The organism is Burkholderia sp. L-4 (assembly GCF_056856535.1).
Genome location: NZ_JBXEOX010000001.1, coordinates 1,008,661 through 1,025,341 on the forward strand (window position 1 = coordinate 1,008,661; position 16,681 = coordinate 1,025,341).

General features: G+C 68.4%; 18 protein-coding genes. 6 read left to right on the top strand and 12 right to left on the bottom strand.

The annotated features are described in order from the left end of the window. The first annotated feature begins 388 nt into the window (after positions 1–388). The gene (gene crcB / locus AC1VVG_RS04680; RefSeq protein WP_034187322.1) at positions 389–775 is read left to right on the top strand and encodes a fluoride efflux transporter CrcB; all 387 of its coding nucleotides are present in this window, start codon (positions 389–391) and stop codon (positions 773–775) included. 23 nt (positions 776–798) lie between these two features. Next, positions 799–1,149 (top strand): DUF190 domain-containing protein, encoded by a 351-nt coding sequence (locus AC1VVG_RS04685; RefSeq protein WP_034187323.1) that lies wholly within the window; start codon positions 799–801, stop codon positions 1,147–1,149. Between the two features lie 12 nt (positions 1,150–1,161). On the opposite strand, the gene AC1VVG_RS04690 is transcribed toward AC1VVG_RS04685, so the two are convergent. After that, a complete protein-coding gene (locus AC1VVG_RS04690; RefSeq protein WP_006488584.1) occupies positions 1,162–1,725 on the bottom strand; it encodes a YggT family protein in 564 nt (187 codons plus the stop codon). A 75-nt stretch (positions 1,726–1,800) separates the two neighbouring features. Beyond that, positions 1,801–2,730 carry a Rossmann-like and DUF2520 domain-containing protein gene (locus AC1VVG_RS04695; protein ID WP_343726922.1) on the bottom strand — a complete coding sequence of 310 codons (930 nt, stop codon included), beginning with the start codon at positions 2,728–2,730 and terminating at the stop codon, positions 1,801–1,803. A 515-nt stretch (positions 2,731–3,245) separates the two neighbouring features. Here AC1VVG_RS04695 and AC1VVG_RS04700 point away from each other — a divergent pair. Further along, a complete protein-coding gene (locus AC1VVG_RS04700; RefSeq protein WP_006488565.1) occupies positions 3,246–3,542 on the top strand; it encodes a hypothetical protein in 297 nt (98 codons plus the stop codon). 117 nt (positions 3,543–3,659) lie between these two features. Here AC1VVG_RS04700 and AC1VVG_RS04705 read toward each other — a convergent pair whose 3' ends face one another. Both AC1VVG_RS04705 and AC1VVG_RS04710 read right to left on the bottom strand, forming a co-directional pair. Beyond that, positions 3,660–4,328, bottom strand: a complete 669-nt coding sequence (locus tag AC1VVG_RS04705; protein ID WP_226227283.1) for a LysE family translocator — start codon at positions 4,326–4,328, stop codon at positions 3,660–3,662. A 58-nt stretch (positions 4,329–4,386) separates the two neighbouring features. Continuing rightward, on the bottom strand, positions 4,387–5,943 hold the full coding sequence (locus AC1VVG_RS04710; RefSeq protein WP_034187326.1) for a UbiD family decarboxylase: 1,557 nt from the start codon (positions 5,941–5,943) through the stop codon (positions 4,387–4,389). A gap of 597 nt (positions 5,944–6,540) precedes the next feature. Here AC1VVG_RS04710 and AC1VVG_RS04715 point away from each other — a divergent pair. Beyond that, positions 6,541–7,665, top strand: a complete 1,125-nt coding sequence (locus AC1VVG_RS04715) for a lytic transglycosylase domain-containing protein (protein WP_069706105.1) — start codon at positions 6,541–6,543, stop codon at positions 7,663–7,665. A gap of 107 nt (positions 7,666–7,772) precedes the next feature. Here the strand turns inward: AC1VVG_RS04715 and AC1VVG_RS04720 are convergent, their stop codons facing one another. From AC1VVG_RS04720 to AC1VVG_RS04740, 5 genes are all read right to left on the bottom strand, one after another. Further along, a complete protein-coding gene (locus AC1VVG_RS04720; RefSeq protein WP_059557162.1) occupies positions 7,773–8,969 on the bottom strand; it encodes a pyridoxal phosphate-dependent aminotransferase in 1,197 nt (398 codons plus the stop codon). Between the two features lie 70 nt (positions 8,970–9,039). Beyond that, entirely contained in the window at positions 9,040–9,477 is a 438-nt protein-coding gene (nusB, locus tag AC1VVG_RS04725) for a transcription antitermination factor NusB (protein WP_034187329.1), read from the bottom strand. Further along, a complete protein-coding gene (gene ribH / locus AC1VVG_RS04730; RefSeq protein ID WP_006476661.1) occupies positions 9,474–9,989 on the bottom strand; it encodes a 6,7-dimethyl-8-ribityllumazine synthase in 516 nt (171 codons plus the stop codon). The genes nusB and ribH overlap by 4 nt, the downstream gene beginning before the upstream one ends. Before the next feature lie 53 nt (positions 9,990–10,042). Next, on the bottom strand, positions 10,043–11,185 hold the full coding sequence (ribBA, locus tag AC1VVG_RS04735; protein ID WP_034187330.1) for a bifunctional 3,4-dihydroxy-2-butanone-4-phosphate synthase/GTP cyclohydrolase II: 1,143 nt from the start codon (positions 11,183–11,185) through the stop codon (positions 10,043–10,045). Between the two features lie 192 nt (positions 11,186–11,377). After that, positions 11,378–11,896 carry a DUF1993 domain-containing protein gene (locus tag AC1VVG_RS04740; protein WP_034187331.1) on the bottom strand — a complete coding sequence of 173 codons (519 nt, stop codon included), beginning with the start codon at positions 11,894–11,896 and terminating at the stop codon, positions 11,378–11,380. Positions 11,897–12,175: 279 nt separating this feature from the next. On the opposite strand from AC1VVG_RS04740, the gene AC1VVG_RS04745 reads away from it, so the two are divergent. Further along, entirely contained in the window at positions 12,176–12,778 is a 603-nt protein-coding gene (locus AC1VVG_RS04745) for an O-methyltransferase (protein WP_049028247.1), read from the top strand. Further along, complete coding sequence (locus AC1VVG_RS04750) at positions 12,775–13,458, top strand: GntR family transcriptional regulator (RefSeq protein WP_482835314.1); 684 nt, start codon at positions 12,775–12,777, stop codon at positions 13,456–13,458. Before AC1VVG_RS04745 ends, AC1VVG_RS04750 begins: the two co-directional genes overlap by 4 nt. A gap of 109 nt (positions 13,459–13,567) precedes the next feature. Here the strand turns inward: AC1VVG_RS04750 and AC1VVG_RS04755 are convergent, their stop codons facing one another. Genes AC1VVG_RS04755 through hemL form a run of 3 tightly spaced genes read right to left on the bottom strand, consistent with a single transcriptional unit; the run spans position 13,568 to position 16,632 of the window. Beyond that, entirely contained in the window at positions 13,568–14,197 is a 630-nt protein-coding gene (locus AC1VVG_RS04755; protein WP_034187333.1) for a riboflavin synthase, read from the bottom strand. Positions 14,198–14,211: 14 nt separating this feature from the next. Further along, positions 14,212–15,333 carry a bifunctional diaminohydroxyphosphoribosylaminopyrimidine deaminase/5-amino-6-(5-phosphoribosylamino)uracil reductase RibD gene (gene ribD, locus AC1VVG_RS04760; RefSeq protein ID WP_034187334.1) on the bottom strand — a complete coding sequence of 374 codons (1,122 nt, stop codon included), beginning with the start codon at positions 15,331–15,333 and terminating at the stop codon, positions 14,212–14,214. Positions 15,334–15,348: 15 nt separating this feature from the next. Beyond that, the gene (gene hemL, locus AC1VVG_RS04765) at positions 15,349–16,632 is read right to left on the bottom strand and encodes a glutamate-1-semialdehyde 2,1-aminomutase (protein ID WP_034187335.1); all 1,284 of its coding nucleotides are present in this window, start codon (positions 16,630–16,632) and stop codon (positions 15,349–15,351) included. Positions 16,633–16,681 lie beyond the last annotated feature (49 nt).

The following is a 16,681-nucleotide window of genomic DNA, read 5'->3' on the forward strand; positions in this document are numbered from 1 at the left end:
TGGAGTGGCGTGGCGAAACAATTTTACGAAATCGACGGAATCAATTGAATCGAATATCGGCCGGATGCGGGAATGCCTGATGAGGGTAAATCCGTGGAATGCCCGTATAAGCAGACGTTTGCCGGGTCGACGGGGGAAATGAATTGTCTTTTTTCTTTTAAAAATCCGATAAATAATCATCGTATTAAAACGAATTTGTCATGACGGATTGAATTGTTCGTAAATATCGATCACGTCGCGCTGGCGAAAATAACGGAAGGCCTCGAACAGCCGCGACACGATCGGGCGCGTACCGGCTCGCCTGCCGGCATTGCCGCCGTCGCGCGATTCCGCATACAGTTCAGCGTAGGCCGTGTCCGCCGCGCGGCGTCGTCAGTGAGGAGTGGCCTTGTTCTATTCGATCGTCGCGATCTTCGTCGGCGCCGGGCTCGGCGCGCTGCTGCGCTGGTTCCTGAGCCTCGCGCTCAACGCACTCTTTCCGGCCGTGCCGCTCGGCACGCTCGCGTCGAACCTGATCGGCGGCTACGTGATCGGCGTGGCCGCCGTCGTGTTCACGGCGCGCGTCGGGCTGCCGCCCGAGTGGCGGCTGTTCGTGATCACGGGTTTCCTCGGCGGCCTCACGACGTTCTCGACCTATTCGGTCGAAGTGATGACGCATGCGCTCGAGGGCGAATTCGGATGGGCATTGGCGGTGGCTGCCCTACACTTGACTGGATCGTTCGCGCTGACGGCGCTCGGCATGTGGACCGCGCGCGCGTGGCTTGCGGCGGCCTGAGCCGGCCGCCATCGGAGGGTGCGATGGACCGCGTCTTCTTGCGCTTTTACGTGCACGAGCAGCACCGGCTGCACTGGAAACCGCTGTGGGAATGGCTGCTGGAGGAGGCGAACCGGATGGGCGTCGCGGGCGGGTCCGCGTTTCGCGCGATGGCCGGCTTCGGCCAGCATCGCGTGCTGCACGAGGACCGCTTCTTCGAACTGCAAGGTTCGCTCGCGATCGAGGTCGAATTCATCGTCACCGAGGACGAGGCGCAGCGGTTGCTCGAGCGGCTGTCGCACGAGAAAGTACGCGTGTGCTACGCGATGATGCCGGCGCGCTTCGGCGTGATCGACACGCTCGGCGCACCGCCGGCGCAGGGGCCGGCGGCGTAGGGTGGCGTCGACTCAGATACCGAACATCGTCAGCGACACGGCGGCGCGCGTGACGATCATCAGCAGCACCTGCACGATCACGAACAACAGGATCGGCGACAGGTCGATGCCGCCGAGGTTCGGGATCACGCGGCGCAGCGGGTTCAGGAACGGCGCGGTGAGCTGGTAGAGGATCGGCATCGCCGGCGAGCGCGGGTTGAGCCACGACAGCAGCGCCATCAGGATCGTCATCCAGATCACGAGATTGAGCGCCCACTTCACGACGGTGAGCAGCGCGACCACGACGAGCGTCGCGATCACCGCGGCCGGATCGAAGCCGGCCATCACGACCATCAGCACGACGTAGACGAGCGCGGTGAGCAGCGCGGCGACGACGCTGGCCCAGTCGATGCCGCGCACGCCGGCGATCACGCGGCGCAGCGGCAGCACGAGCCAGTTGGTCGCCTGCAGCACGGCCTGCGTGACGGGGTTGTACGGCGGCACGCGGACGGCCTGCATCCAGACGCGCAGGATCAGCGCGGCGCCGAACAGCGTGAAGACGGTATTGAGCAGAAAACGGGCGATCTCGCCGAACATCGTTGGCATCCTTTTTATACAGTCAGTAGCGTGCGGCCGCCAACGCCGGTTGGCGGCGCATCGGCCGACACCTTATCACGCCTCGTCGCGCGACGGGGAGGGGGGCGCGGCCGTGCGCGCGAGCGACGTTTCGACGGCTTCGGCCAGCGCCGGCAGCGACGCCGGCGGGGCGGCGCGCTTCGCCGCGAGCGCGACCGCGCGGCGCGTCAGCAGCGCATACAGCGCCGCGTGATCGCCGCCGCGCGCCTCGAGCAGCGCGAGCTGGCGTTCGACGATACCCGTATCGCCGCGCGACACCGGGCCGGCCAGCGCGTTGGCGAGCCCCTTGTCGCGGGCGGTCTCGATCGTGCCGGCGAGCATCGGCAGCAGCGCGCGCAGCGCGGCGTCCTCGTCGAAGCCGAGGCCGCGCCACAGCTCGACCGCTTCCGACAGCCCGCACAGCGCGAAGCTCGCCGCGTAGTGCGCGGCCGCGTGGTAGAGCATCCGGCCGCCGGCCGGAATCGACAGCGGATGGCAGCCGAGTGCGGCAGCAAGCCGCAGCAGCGTCGCATGCAGCGCGCCGTCGGCTTCGATCGTGACCGAGCAGCCGTCGATGCGCGCAAGGTCGGCATCGGTGCCGCCGAACAGGTAGAGCGGATGAAAGCCGCCGGTGGCCACGCCTTGCTGCTTCGCCGGATCGAGCAGCGCAACCGCCGACGCGCCGCTGCAGTGGACGACTGCCTGGCCGGCGGCGCGCGACGCGTCGAAGCGCAGCGCCGCGGCGGTCGGTGCGAGATGGTCGTCGGGCACCGTCACGAAGATCAGGTCGGCGGCATCGGCAACCTGCTGCGGCGTATCGACTGCCCGGCACCCGTCGATGCGCGCGGCGAGGTCGGCCGCCGACGCGGGCGTGCGGCTCGCGATCGCGACGACGGGGAAGCCGGCTTGCGCGAAGCACTGCGCGACGCAGCGCGCGAGGCGGCCGGCACCGATGAAGCCGAGGCGGGGGATGTCGGGAAGCGGCATGGCGGCGGACGTAAGCAAAAACGAAGCAACCGCCAGTATCGCAGGAATGTCGGTGGCGCTGCGCAAGGGCGGCTGCCGTGCCATGGCAGGTATTCATGACCGGTGTGCGGCCCGGTCTCCCTGCGTACCGATGCCCGGCGTCACGGCCGAATGACGACCGGAGAATCCGACCCCGAAACATGGCGCGTGCCCGCGGCGCTTGAAATGTCGGCATCTTGTCTCAAATTTGTAATCGTTCATTACGTGCGTGTACCCGCTGCGCGTGCCGTATCCGGTAAGACTGACCGGCCCGTGCGTCGCGACCCGAGTCGTCGGACGGAATCGCGCGTTCCGCAAGGGTCGCCGCCCGCTCAGGACGCCATGCCGCAGGGCATCTCCCGCTGCGTGCAATTGCAATTTGCAACAAATGCGCGATACGCGAGGGGCGGGTTTTCGCTACATTGCTTCCATGCGACGTGCATGCCCGCCGTTGCCGACAGGAGCGCACAAAATACCGCTCCAGCAGGAGAATCGAAGTGAAAAAGCTCATTCCGTTCATCGCCGCCGCCGCGCTGGGCCTGGGTGCCGCAAGCGCCGCGCAGGCCCACGTGTCGATCGGGGTCGGCATCGGTATCCCGGTCGCGCCTGCGTACCCCGTTTATGCACCGCCGCCGCCCGTGTACTACGCGCCGCCGCCTCCGCCCGTCTATTACGCGCCTGCGCCCGCCTACTATGCGCCGCCGCCCGCCGTGGTCGTCGGCGGCTACTACGGTCGCCCGTACTGGCGTCACGGTTACGGCGGCTGGGGCCACCACGGCTACTGGCGTCGCTGATTCGTCCCGCGCGGCCTGACCGCGCGTGGCAAAACGGCGCAGCGTCCCGCGAGGGGCGCTGCGCCGTTTTTCTTTGCGGCGGCCGCTTGATGGGCGGCCCGTGCGGGCCGTCGTCGCCTACACCGCGTGCACGATCAGGTCGCGGTAGCCCCCGACGATCACGCTGTACGAGAAATACGCGAACAGCAGCGCCGACGCGATATGGCACGCGCGCATCAGCCCGGCGCCCGCGCGCTTGCGGCCCTGGCTCGCGAGCGTGCACATGAAGAGCGTCCACGCGAGGCCGCCGAGGAAGAAGCCCGACAGGAACACCGACGCGGTGGCCGGCGTGGTCGCGCCGGCCTTTGCGATCAGTGCGCCGCCGACCGCCGCGAACCACAGGATCGCGCTCGGCGACGACATCGCGAGCAGCATCCCGCGCAGGAAGCTGCGCCGCGCGCTCGCCCGCGGCTGCGGGGCGTCGTCCGCGTCGTCGTTGGCCGCACTGGCCGGCGCCAGTGCTTCGCGCGCCATCTTCCACGTGAGAAACAGCAGGACCGCGCCGCCACCGATCCACACGATCCAGCGCACGGGCTCGAACTGCAGCAGCACGGCCATTCCCGCGAGCGCGAGCGCCGCATAGACGAGATCGCCGACGCACGAGCCGAGGCCGAGCCAGAAACCCGGCCGGAAGCCGTGCGACAGCGTCAGCGACAGCATCGCGACGTTCACGAGGCCGATGTCGAGACAGAGCGACAGCGACAGGAAGAAACCGTCGGACAGCATGGAGGCGGGTGGAAAACTCATCTTCGTCGTTCTTGTGGCGATGGCGAGGCACGGGCCGGCGCGCGCCGGCCGCATGGCGTCAGAGGCCGATCTCCTGCCAGAGCCGGTCGACGCGCGCCTTCACGGCCGCGTCCATCTCGATCGGGCGGCCCCATTCGCGATTCGTCTCGCCGGGCCACTTGTTGGTCGCGTCGAGCCCCATCTTCGAGCCGAGACCGGCCACCGGCGATGCGAAGTCGAGATAGTCGATCGGCGTGCTGTCGACCATCACCGTGTCGCGCACGGGGTCGACGCGCGTCGTGATCGCCCAGATCACTTCCTTCCAGTCGCGGATGTTCACGTCCTCGTCGACGACCACGATGAACTTCGTATACATGAACTGCCGCAGGAAGCTCCACACGCCGAACATCACGCGCTTCGCGTGGCCCGCGTAGCTCTTCTTCATCTGGACGATGGCCATCCGGTAGCTGCAGCCTTCGGGCGGCAGGTAGAAGTCGGTGATCTCGGAGAACTGCTTCTGCAGCAGCGGCACGAACACTTCGTTGAGCGCGACGCCGAGCACGGCGGGCTCGTCGGGCGGCTTGCCGGTGTAGGTCGAGTGGTAGATCGCGTCGCGGCGCATCGTGATGCGCTCGACGGTGAACACCGGGAACCACTCCTGCTCGTTGTAATAGCCGGTGTGATCGCCGTACGGGCCTTCGAGCGCGTGCTCGTACGCGGCCGACGCGTTGCCGGCCGGGCGCGGCGGTGCGCCGGCAGGCGCGGGGGCAGGGGCGCCTTCCTGCGGATGGATGAAGCCTTCGAGCACGATTTCCGCGCGCGCGGGCACCTGCAGCGTGTCGACGCCGGGCGTCAGGCACTTCGCGAGCTCCGTGCGGCTGCCGCGCAGCAGGCCGGCGAACTGGTACTCGGACAGCGAATCGGGCACGGGCGTCACCGCGCCGAGCGTCGTGGCCGGATCGGCGCCGAGCACGACCGCGACCGGGTACGGCTTGCCGGGGTTCCGCAGCGCGAACTCGCGGAAGTCGAGTGCGCCGCCGCGATGGGCGAGCCAGCGCATGATCAGCTTGTTGCGGCCGATCAGCTGCTGGCGGTAGATGCCGAGATTCTGGCGCGACTTGTTCGGCCCGCGCGTGACCGTCAGGCCCCACGTGACGAGCGGCCCCGCATCGCCGGGCCAGCAGGTCTGGATCGGCAGCTTGTTCAGGTCGACGTCGTTGCCTTCCCAGACGATCTCCTGGCACGGCGGCGACGATACCGACTTCGGCGCCATGTCCCACACGGCCTTCGCGAGCGACAGCAGCTTGCCGGCATCCTTCAGGCTCTTCGGCGGATCGGGTTCCTTCAGCGCGGAGAGCAGGCGCCCGAGATCGCGCAGCGAATCGAGCGCGGCGTCGTCGCCCGCATCGACGCCCATCCCGAGCGCGACGCGGCGCGGCGTGCCGAACAGGTTGCCGAGCACGGGAAACGCATGGCCGGTCGGTGCGTTGAACAGCAGCGCCGGGCCGCCGGCGCGCAGCACGCGGTCGCACAGCTCGGTCATTTCGAGCACGGGCGACACGGGTTGCGTGACGCGCCGCAGTTCGCCGAGCGCCTCGAGGCGCTGGATGAAATCGCGTAAGTCTTTGTATTTCATGAAGAAGGTCCGGGCCGCCCGCATGACGGGCGGCGATGGGCGGGCGCAGCGGCCGGCTGCGGCCCCGAATCGACCGACGATTTTACCCCGCGCCGCCGCGCGGCCGCCCGGCAGAGAAAAAAGTCGATCGCGCGCAAACCCCCTACGGCACGGGATTTGCGATCTGAAGGCCCGTCTCAAATTACTTTTTGTTATAGATTTGAGTTTTTATAGTGTTGACGATCTATAAAACCCTGCTAGAATCCGCTCACATTGGCTGCAGGGTAAAAGGCTTCGAGCCGCCAATCACCGATCTTTGACGCAGCGCGTCACCGTCCGCCGAATCCTGCACGGCGTATCCGACGGCCTTAGTCGTAGTCCCAGCCAGCGCTACCAGACGCTGGTTTTTTGCGTGGGTGCCACCGCGTATGCCCGCCTCGCCCATTGTGCGAAGGTGCCGGCCCTCTTACACCGTGGCCTCGAACGGTACTTATACCGTTTCCCCGATGCCTGCACGTCCCAACCAAGGCGTGCGGCGTCGTGATTCCGCGGCGCGTTTTCTGTCTCGCCATCGAGCTGAGCGAGCCGCACGAGTCATGTTCATGGGAGATGATCTGAATGAACGCTTGGTTATCGTGGCGTCCCAATGAGCAGCATGCGCAGATCGTGCGCAACATGCTGCGTCGCGGGACGCGTGTCAGTCACCATCTATTCAGCGTTGTCGGCTGCTTCGCTGTCGCGGTTGCGCTTGCACTGTGGCTGCTGCCAACCGTCCGCGGCACGCTCGCCGCGAAGCTGATGCCGGTCGTATCCGCGGCCGTGCAGGCCGGGCCCGCCCGTTTGCTGTCCGGCCATCCGCTGCCGAACTTCGCGCCTGCCGGCGCGCAGCCGCAGCAGGAAGATGCGCCTGAAGCGGACGCGCTCGCGGTCGGCCTCGACGTCGCACCGGAAGCCGCCGTACCGGGCGCCCAGGCCGATGCATCCGATCCGGCCCGCAACGGCCCGTCGCCGGTCGCGCTGGCCAAGCTGATTCCCGCCCAGCGGGTTGCCGCCGATGCGCGCGACGATCGTGCGCTGGCGTCGAACCGCGAACAGGCGCTCGTCGCGACCTACCTGTCGCGCCGTTACCGCGTCGCGCAGGAGCCGCTCGGCCAGCTCGTCAAGGCGGCGTTCCAGACCGGCCGCGACGTCGGCCTCGATCCGCTGCTGCTGCTGTCCGTGATGGCGATCGAGTCGGGCTTCAACCCGTATGCCGAAAGCGGCGTCGGCGCGAAGGGCCTGATGCAGGTCATGTCAAAGGTCCATTCCGACAAGTTCGAATATTTCGGCGGCACCGATACGGCGCTGCAGCCGCTCGCGAACCTGCAGGTCGGCGCGCTGGTGCTGAAGGACTGCATCGCACGCGGCGGCTCGCTCGCGAACGGCTTGCGCATGTACAACGGTTCGACGAACCCCGACGACAACGGCTACGGTTCGAAGGTGATGGCCGAGCGCGGCCGCCTGCGCGACGTCGCGCGCGGCCGCAGCGTGCCGATCAACGCACCGCAGGCACCGGCCCAGCCGGCGAAGCCGATCGTCACGGCCGCCGTGACGGCGGCGGCAGGCGGCGCAAAGCGCGTGCACGCGACGCTCGACAGCGCGACGTCGGTGAAGGCCGCGCCGAAGGAAGCGTCGCCGCAGGACGACGCGAGCGTCGACACCGCGAAGCAGTCGCACGGCGATCATTCGGAGCTCGGCGCGTAACGTCACGCGTTTCGCGCGGTTCCGGCCGGCAGGCCATGAAAAAGGCACCCGATCCGGGTGCCTTTTCTTTTTGCGGCGGGTGAAACGCCCGTGTGCGGGCCGCGGCGTCAGTGCTGTCCGAACAGCGTCGCGAGCCGGTCGACCGCCTCTTCGAGCCGCGGGTAGGCCGTCGCATACGACAGGCGGATATAGTCGCGCGGCGCATGGACGCCGAAGTCCATGCCGGGAACCAGCACGACGCCGGCGTCGTGCAGCATCGCCTGCGTGAGTGCGGCGCTGTCTCCGGCTGCCGGGTGGGCGACGCCGCCGCAATGCGCATACACGTAGAACGCACCGTCGGGCATCACGGGGACCGTGAAGCCGAGCCGTTCGAGCGCCGGCACGATGAAATCGCGGCGGCGCTTGAATTCGAGGCGGCGCGCTTCATAAAGGTCGAGCGTGGCCGGTTCGAAGCACGCGAGCGCTGCATGCTGCGCGAGCGCGGACGGGCAGATGAACAGGTTCTGCGACAACTTCTCGAAGGTGCCGACCAGTGCGGGCGGCACGACGAGCCAGCCGAGCCGCCAGCCCGTCATGCTGAAATACTTCGAGAAGCTGTTCACGGTGATCACGTCGTCGCCGAACGACAGTGCCGACACGGGCGCCGCGTCGTAGCTGAGCCCCTGGTAGATCTCGTCGACGATCGTGAAACCGCCGCGGGCGCGCACGGCCTCGACGATCCGCTTCAGTTCGTCCGGTTCGAGCGACGTGCCGGTCGGGTTCGACGGCGACGCGAGCAGCACGCCGCGGGTGCGGTCGCCCCAGCGCGTGCGGACATCGTTCTCGGTGAGCTGGAAGCGCGCGTCCGGGCCGCTCGGCACGAGCACCGCGCGGCCTTCGGCCGCCGCGACGAAATGCCGGTTGCAGGGATACGACGGGTCGGGCATCAGCACTTCGTCGTCACGGCCCACGAGTGCGAGGCACGCGAGCAGCAGCGCGGCCGATGCGCCGGCCGTCACGACGATCCGCTCCGGGCTGATCGCGAGGCCGTACGCGCGCGCATAGTGGGCGGCGATCGCCTCGCGCAGCGGCGCAATGCCGAGCGCGCTCGTGTACTGCGTGACCCCGCGGCGCAGCGCGGCCGCGGCCGCTTCGACGACGGGCTCCGGCGCGGTGAAATCGGGCTCGCCGATGCCCATGTGGATAACATCGCGTCCAAGGGACTCGAGCCGCTGTGCCTCCTTCATCAGTTCCATCACATGGAAGGGCTGGATCGCGTCGACGCGTGCGGCGAGCGTGACGAGCGAATCGGCGGTGGTATTCATCGGCGGGCAGGGCGGAGGGGAGAAAGAATGAAAAACGGGCGCTTGCGCGCCCGTGAACAGACCAACGGTGTCAGCCGTTGCGGCGTGCTTGCGTTTCTGCAGGGCGCAGCTTCGCGGCGAGCTTGTCGAGCACGCCGTTCACGTACTTGTAGCCGTCGGAGCCGCCGAACGTCTTCGCGAGTTCGACCGCTTCGTTGATGATCACGCGGTACGGTGTTTCGACGTGGTGCGTGAGCTCGAACGTCGCGATCAGCAGCACCGCGCGTTCGACCGGCGAAAGCTGGTCGATCGGACGGTCCAGCGACGGCGTCAGCGCGTCGACGAGCGTGGCGTGCTCGCGGATCACGCCGTGCAGGATCGCGTCGAGCAGCTCCTTGTCAGCCTTGTCGTAACCGAGCGCGCCGCGCAGTTGCGCGTCGATCTCGCCGGAGGACGCGTTCGACAGCAGCCACTGGTAGAGGCCTTGCGTCGCCAGCTCGCGCGATTGTCGGCGGGCGCTCTTCTTCATGCGCGCTCCTCTTCGTCGTCTTCGTCTTCCTCTTCGTCCTCGTCGTCGCCGAGCTGGTCGAGGGCCATCGTCAGGTTGGCCATCTCGACGGCGACGCGTGCGGCGTCACGACCCTTTTCGGTCATGCGCGCGACGGCCTGCTCGTCGTTTTCGGTCGTCAGGACCGCGTTCGCGATCGGCAGGTTGAAGTCGAGGCCGATGCGGGTGATGCCCGCGCCGCTCTCGTTCGACACGAGTTCGAAGTGGTAGGTCTCGCCGCGGATCACCGCGCCGAGCGCGATCAGCGCGTCGAACTGGCCGCTTTCGGCGAGCTTCTGCAGCGCGAGCGGGATTTCCAGCGCGCCGGGCACCGACACGAGCAGCACGTCTTCACCGGTGACGCCGAGGCGTTCCAGTTCCTCGACGCATGCGTCGGCGAGGCCGTTGCACACCGGCTCGTTGAAGCGCGATTGCACGATGCCGATACGCAGGCCGTCGCCTTCGAGATTCGGTTGGTATTGTCCGATTTCCATGATCTTGTCCGTGGTGTGGATGAACGGTTATAGGGCGAAAGCGCCGTGGCGGGTTACGCGTTGGACGCCGGGCAGGACTTGGCTTCGCCGCCGGGCATCGGAATGAAGCCCGTGACTTCGAGGCCGTAGCCGGACATGCTGCCCAGCTTGCGCGGATTCGACAGCACCTGCATCTTGCCGACGCCGACATCGCGCAGGATCTGCGCGCCGATGCCGAACGTCTTGAAATCGACCGGCCGGCGCTTGAGCGCGGCCGCCTTTTCTTCCTCGTCGAACGCCTTGAAGACGTCGATCAGGTGTTCCTTGGTGTCGCCGCAGTTGAGCAGCACGATCACGCCGAGGTCGCGTTCCGCGATGTCGCGCATGGCGGCGTCGAGCGTCCACGAGTGCGTCGACACGCCCGTCTCGAGCAGGTCGAGCACCGACAGCGGCTCGTGCACGCGCACCGGCGTATCGACGTCGGGCGACGGCGTGCCGCGTACCAGCGCGATGTGCGGCGAGCCGCTCGGCTGGTCGCGGTACAGCACCGTGCGGAACGTGCCGTGCGCGGTCTGCATCGTGCGCTCGGCGATCCGCTCGATGATCGATTCCGTGCGGCTGCGGTACTGGATCAGGTCGGCGATCGTGCCGATCTTCAGGTTGTGTTCCTTCGCGAACTCGATCAGGTCCGGCAGGCGCGCCATCGTGCCGTCGTCCTTGATGATCTCGCAGATCACCGCGGCCGGCGTGAGGCCCGCGAGCGCGGTGAAGTCGCAGCCGGCCTCGGTGTGGCCCGCACGCACGAGCACGCCGCCCGGCTGCGCCATGATCGGGAACACGTGGCCCGGCTGCACGATGTGCTCGGGGCGCACGTCGTGCGCGACCGCCGTGGCGATCGTGTGCGCACGGTCGGCGGCCGAGATGCCGGTCGTCACGCCTTCGGCCGCTTCGATGCTGACCGTGAACGCGGTGCCGTACTGCGTGCCGTTGCGGTAGGTCATCAGCGGCAGGTGCAGCTGCTTGCAGCGTTCCTGCGTCAACGTCAGACAAACCAGGCCGCGGCCGTACCTGGCCATGAAGTTGATCGCTTCCGGCGTGACGAATTCGGCGGCGATCACGAGGTCGCCCTCGTTTTCGCGGTCTTCTTCGTCGACCAGGATCACCATCCGGCCGGCTTTCAGCTCGGCGATGATGTCGAGCGTGGAGGCGAGCGTCATAAGGGGGCGAGAAAGAGGAAAGTGCGTATTTTACGCCAGCCGGACGGCGTTTCGGCTGGCATGGGCCGCGCGCGTCGGGCAAGGGCCCCGGAACGTGTCGCGGGCGGCCTGCGCGGCGGGCCCGGCGGGCCGCCGCGCGTGACCGGCGCGCGGGTGCGGACGGTGGCGGGCCGGGCGGATCCCGGCCGCGCGTCACGCGTGCTGGTCGCGTCCGCCGAGGTAGTCGAGCTTGCCGAGCTCGACGCCGCTGTGGCGCAGGATGTCGTAGGCGGTCGTCACGTGGAAGAAGAAATTGGGCAGCACGAAGCTCAGCAGGTACGACTGGCCGGTGAACTCGATCGGGCCGACGCGCATCTTCAGCACGATCTGGCGCGTCTCGCTGCCGTCGATCTGCGCGGCGTCGAAGCCTTTCAGGTAGTCGATCGTCTTCTGGATGCGCGCGTGCAGTTCGTCGAAGGTCTGCTCGACGTCGGGAAAGCTCGGGATCTCGGTGCCGGCGAGCCGTGCGGCGCAGCCCTTCGCCGTATCGGTCGCGATATAGACCTGGCGGACGAGCGGCAGCATGTCCGGGTAGAGGCGTGCGCCGGTGAACACCGACGGATCGATCTGCTTCTCGGCCGCGTGCGCCTGCGCCTTGCCGAGGATGTGCTGCAGGTTGGTCAGGCCGCGGATCAGGACGGGCAGCGAGGCCTGGTACATCGAGATGGACATGGGAACGACTCCTGTGGGAAGAGGGGCGGCCGGTGTGCGGCGCGTCGTGCGTGGCGGCGTTGAAACCGCTGTCGACGCATCTTAGCGCGACGGCACGGCCCGTGCGCGTCGTTGGCCATTCGGCCGGGAGTCCTCAGACCGAATGGCCGCCGGTCCCGCTGGCGCGGTTTCAGGCACGCCGGAATCGCGGCCCTCGCGGGTATCGCGCCGCGATCCGGAAATTGTCGTATCATGAAACACGAAACACGAAACACGAAATATGAAGCAACGGAGACCTGCATGATCGAACTCGACAGTGCCGCGTCGGCCGTCCTTGCCCGGCTGGCGTCCTTCGGCCAGGAAAACGACGCGCGGATGGCCGACCGCAGCCGCAAGATGCTCAACCTCGAACTGCCTACGGCCGAGCTGCTGTACCTGCTCGTCACCGGCGCGCGGCGCCGGCGCATGCTCGAAATCGGAACGTCCAACGGCTACAGCGCGATCTGGCTCGCGCATGCGCTGCGCGAAACGGACGGGCAGCCGCTCGTCACCGTCGAGTGTTCGCCGGAGAAGGCCGGGCAGGCGAGGGCCAACCTGCGCGCGGCGTCGCTGCAGGACTGGGCGCAGGTGATCGAAGGCGAGGCGACGCAGGTCTGCGCGGCCGTGACGGGCCCGTTCGATTGCGTATTCTTCGATGCCGACCGCGTGAGCGCGCCGCGTCAACTGGCGCACCTGTTGCCGAAGCTGACGGCCGATGCGCTGCTCGTCGCCGACAACGCACTGTCCCATCCGGATGAAATCGCCGCTTATCTCGCCGCGGTCGACGCGACGCGCGAGTTCGACACGACGATCGTGCCGGTCGGCAAGGGGCTCCACATCGCACGTCGCCGGCGGCCGGCATGACGCGCGCCGCACTCGAGCGCACGACCCTGGGGCGCGACGCCTACGGGGCGATCCGGGAGATGCTGGTCGACGAAGCGCGCTTCGCGGCGGGCGAAAAGATCAGCATCGAAGCGCTGTCGCGCGATCTCGGCATCAGCCGCTCGCCCGTGTGGGCGGCGGTCTCGCGTCTGGAGGCCGAGGGGCTGCTGCAGGTCGTGCCGCGCCAGGGCGTGTTCGTGATCGCGTTCGACCGCACGCGGGTCGTGGCCATCTTCGAGGCGCGAGAAGCGCTCGAAGGCATGGCCGCGCGCCTGGCGGCGCAGCGCATGACACCCGACGAGCGCGCAGCGCTGGACGAAGCGCTGGTGCGGCAGGCCCGCGCGGTCGACCGCCGCGACGGCGGCGCATACCGCGTCGCCAACCTCGATTTCCACCACGGGCTGCTCGCCGCCGCGCGCAATACGACGATCGAGACGTCGCTCAGGGCGCTGTACGCGCAGGTGCAGACGATGTGTGCGGGCGGTGCGAGCCCGATGGACGACTGGGAGCGGCTGGGCGGGAACGTCGCCGAACACCGGCAGGTGTTCGACATGATCGCGAAGCGCGATGCGGATGGCGCCGAGCGCGCGGCACGGGTGCATGTCCGGCAACTGCTCGACACGATTCTGGTGCGGGCGGGCGGAGGCGGCGCGGATACCTGAGCGCCGGCGGCATGCCGGCGGATGGGGCCGGGCAGGATGTCGAAAAACGGCGACCGCCGATATCCGGATGTCGGGCCGTCAGCCGCCGCTTCGACGGTGGCCGCTGCGATCAGTCCTGATGCGCGCCCTGTGACGACGAGAGCATCCGCTCCACATACCGCGCGATCATGTCGACTTCGAGGTTCACCTTGTCGCCGGCCTTCACATGGCGCAGCGTCGTGACCTCGACCGTATGCGGAATCAGGTTGATCGAGAACTCGCAGCCGTCCGCGCGATCGTCGATCGTGTTGACGGTCAGGCTCACGCCGTTGACCGTGATCGACCCCTTGTACGCGAGATAGCGGCCGAGCTCGCGCGGCGCGACGATGCGCAGTTCGTGCGATTCGCCGACCGGCGCGAAGCGCGACACGGTGCCGAGGCCGTCGACGTGGCCCGACACGATGTGCCCGCCGAGGCGGTCGTGCGCACGCAGCGCCTTCTCGAGGTTCACTTCGCCGGGCTGGGCGAGGCCGACCGTGCGGTTCAGGCTTTCGCGCGACACGTCGACGTCGAACGCGGTGTCGGTCTTCTCGATCACCGTCATGCAGGCACCCTGGATCGCGATGCTGTCGCCGAGCGCGACATCGGCGAGATCGAGCCCGCCGGCCTGCACGGTCAGGCGCACGCCGGCGTCGGCGGACGTGCCGAGCGGACGGATTGATTCGATGCGGCCGACGGCCGCGACAATTCCGGTGAACATCGTGACGGTTTCGTTCAGTGACGCGTGTCGGGCGGCGCGACACGCGCGAGGATCCGCAGGTCGTCGCCGATCCGCTCGACGCCGTGGAACGACAGTCGCGTGCGCGCATCGAGATGCGCCGGCGCGGCGAGGTCGAACATGCCGGCCGCGTCGGCGCCCAGCAGGCTCGGTGCGAGATAGACGAGCAATTCGTCGACGCACTGTTCGCGCAGCAGCGAGCCGTTCAGCTTGTGGCCGGCCTCGACGTGCAATTCGTTGACGCCGCGCGCGCCGAGCGCCGCCAGCATCGCCGGCAGGTCGACCTTGCCGTGCGCGTTCGCGAGCGGCACGATTTCGGCGCCGCGCGACTTCAGCACGTTCGCGCGCATTTCGCCGCCGGCGTCGAGCCGTCCGCAGAAGATCAGCAGCGGGGCGCCCTCGAGCAGCCGCGCGTCGAGCGGCAGGTCGAGGCGGCTGTCCACGAGGATGCGTTGCGGCTGGCGCGGCGTGTCGATGCCGCGCACGGTCAGCAGCGGATTGTCCTCGCGCACGGTGCCGATGCCGGTCAGGATCGCGCAGGCGCGCGCACGCCAGGCGTGCCCGTCGAGGCGCGCGGCCTCGCCGGTGATCCACTGGCTTTCGCCGGACGGCAGCGCGGTGCGGCCGTCGAGCGACGCGGCGGCCTTCATCCGCACCCACGGGCGGCCGCGCGTCATCCGCGACACGAAACCGATGTTCAGCTCGCCGGCTTCATGCGCGAGCAATCCGCAGCGCACGTCGATGCCCGCGTCGCGCAGCATGCCGAGGCCGCGCCCCGACACCTGCGGGTTCGGGTCTTCCATCGCGGCGACGACCTTCGCGACGCGCGCCTCGATCAGCGCGTTCGCGCACGGCGGCGTGCGGCCGAAATGGCTGCACGGTTCGAGCGTCACGTAGACGGTCGAACCCGCGACGTCGTATCCGCGTGCGCGTGCATCCTTCAGCGCCTGCACTTCCGCGTGATCCTGGCCGGCCGGCTGCGTGAAGCCTTCGCCGATCACGTCGCCGTCCTTGACGATCACGCAGCCGACGCGCGGGTTCGGCGCCGTCGTATACATGCCGCGCGCGGCGAGCGCGAGCGCGCGCTGCATGTGGGCGAAATCGATATCCGAGAACATGCGCGCGGCCCCGGGTCAGGCAGCGAGTGCCGCGAACGCACGGCGCGCGGCCGCGAGCGTCGCGTCGATCACCGCGTCGTCGTGCGTGCTCGACACGAACCCGGCCTCGTAGGCCGACGGCGCGAAGTACACGCCCTCGTCGAGCATCAGGTGGAAGAAGCGGTTGAAGCGCCCGGTGTCGCTCTTCGTGACTTCCGCGAAGCTCGTCGGCACGCGCTCCGCGAAGTAGAGGCCGAACATCGCGCCGATCGAGTCGGCCGCGAACGGCACGCCGGCCGCGCGCGCTTCCGCCGCGAGGCCGTCGGCGAGCCGCTTTGTCTGCGCGGTGAGCGCGTCGTAGAAGCCCGGCGCCTGGATCAGCTGCAGCGTCTTCAGGCCCGCGGCGACCGCGATCGGGTTGCCCGACAGCGTGCCGGCCTGGTAGACGCCGCCGAGCGGCGCGAGGTGAGCCATGATGTCGCGGCGGCCGCCGAACGCGGCGGCCGGCATCCCGCCGCCGATCACCTTGCCGAGGCAGGTGAGGTCGGCCGTGATCCCGTAGTACGCCTGCGCGCCGCCGAGCGCGACGCGGAAACCGCACATCACCTCGTCGAAGATCAGCACGGCGCCGTGCTTCGTGCACAGCGCGCGCAGCGCGGTCAGGAATTCGGGCGTGCCGCGCACCAGGTTCATGTTGCCCGCGACGGGCTCGACGATCACCGCGGCGATCTCGTCGCCGAACGCGCCGAAGGCTTCCTCGAGCGCGGCGACGTTGTTGTATTCGAGGACGGTCGTGTGCTTCGCGATGTCGGCGGGCACGCCGGCCGACGTCGGGTTGCCGAACGTCAGCAGGCCCGAGCCGGCCTTGACCAGCAGGCTGTCCGCGTGGCCGTGGTAGCAGCCCTCGAACTTGACGATGCGGCTGCGGCCCGTGAAGCCGCGTGCGAGACGCAGCGCGCTCATCGTGGCCTCGGTGCCGCTCGACACCATCCGCACCTGCTCGATCGACGGCACGAGCTTGCAGATTTCCTCGGCGATCTCGATCTCGGCTTCGGTCGGCGCGCCGAACGAGAAGCCGTCGGCGAGCACGTTCTGCACGGCCGACAGCACTTCCGGATGGACGTGGCCGACGATCATCGGGCCCCACGAGCCGATGTAGTCGATGTACTGCTTGCCGTCGGCATCCCAGAAATACGGGCCTTGCGCGCGCGCGACGAAGCGCGGCGTGCCGCCGACCGAACGGAAGGCGCGCACCGGCGAGTTGACGCCGCCGGGAATGGTCTTCTGGGCGCGTTCGAAGAGGATCTGATTGTTGGACATGAGCGAAACCTGCGAGAGAAGGGCGCGGGGGCCTGTGCACGGGCCGCGG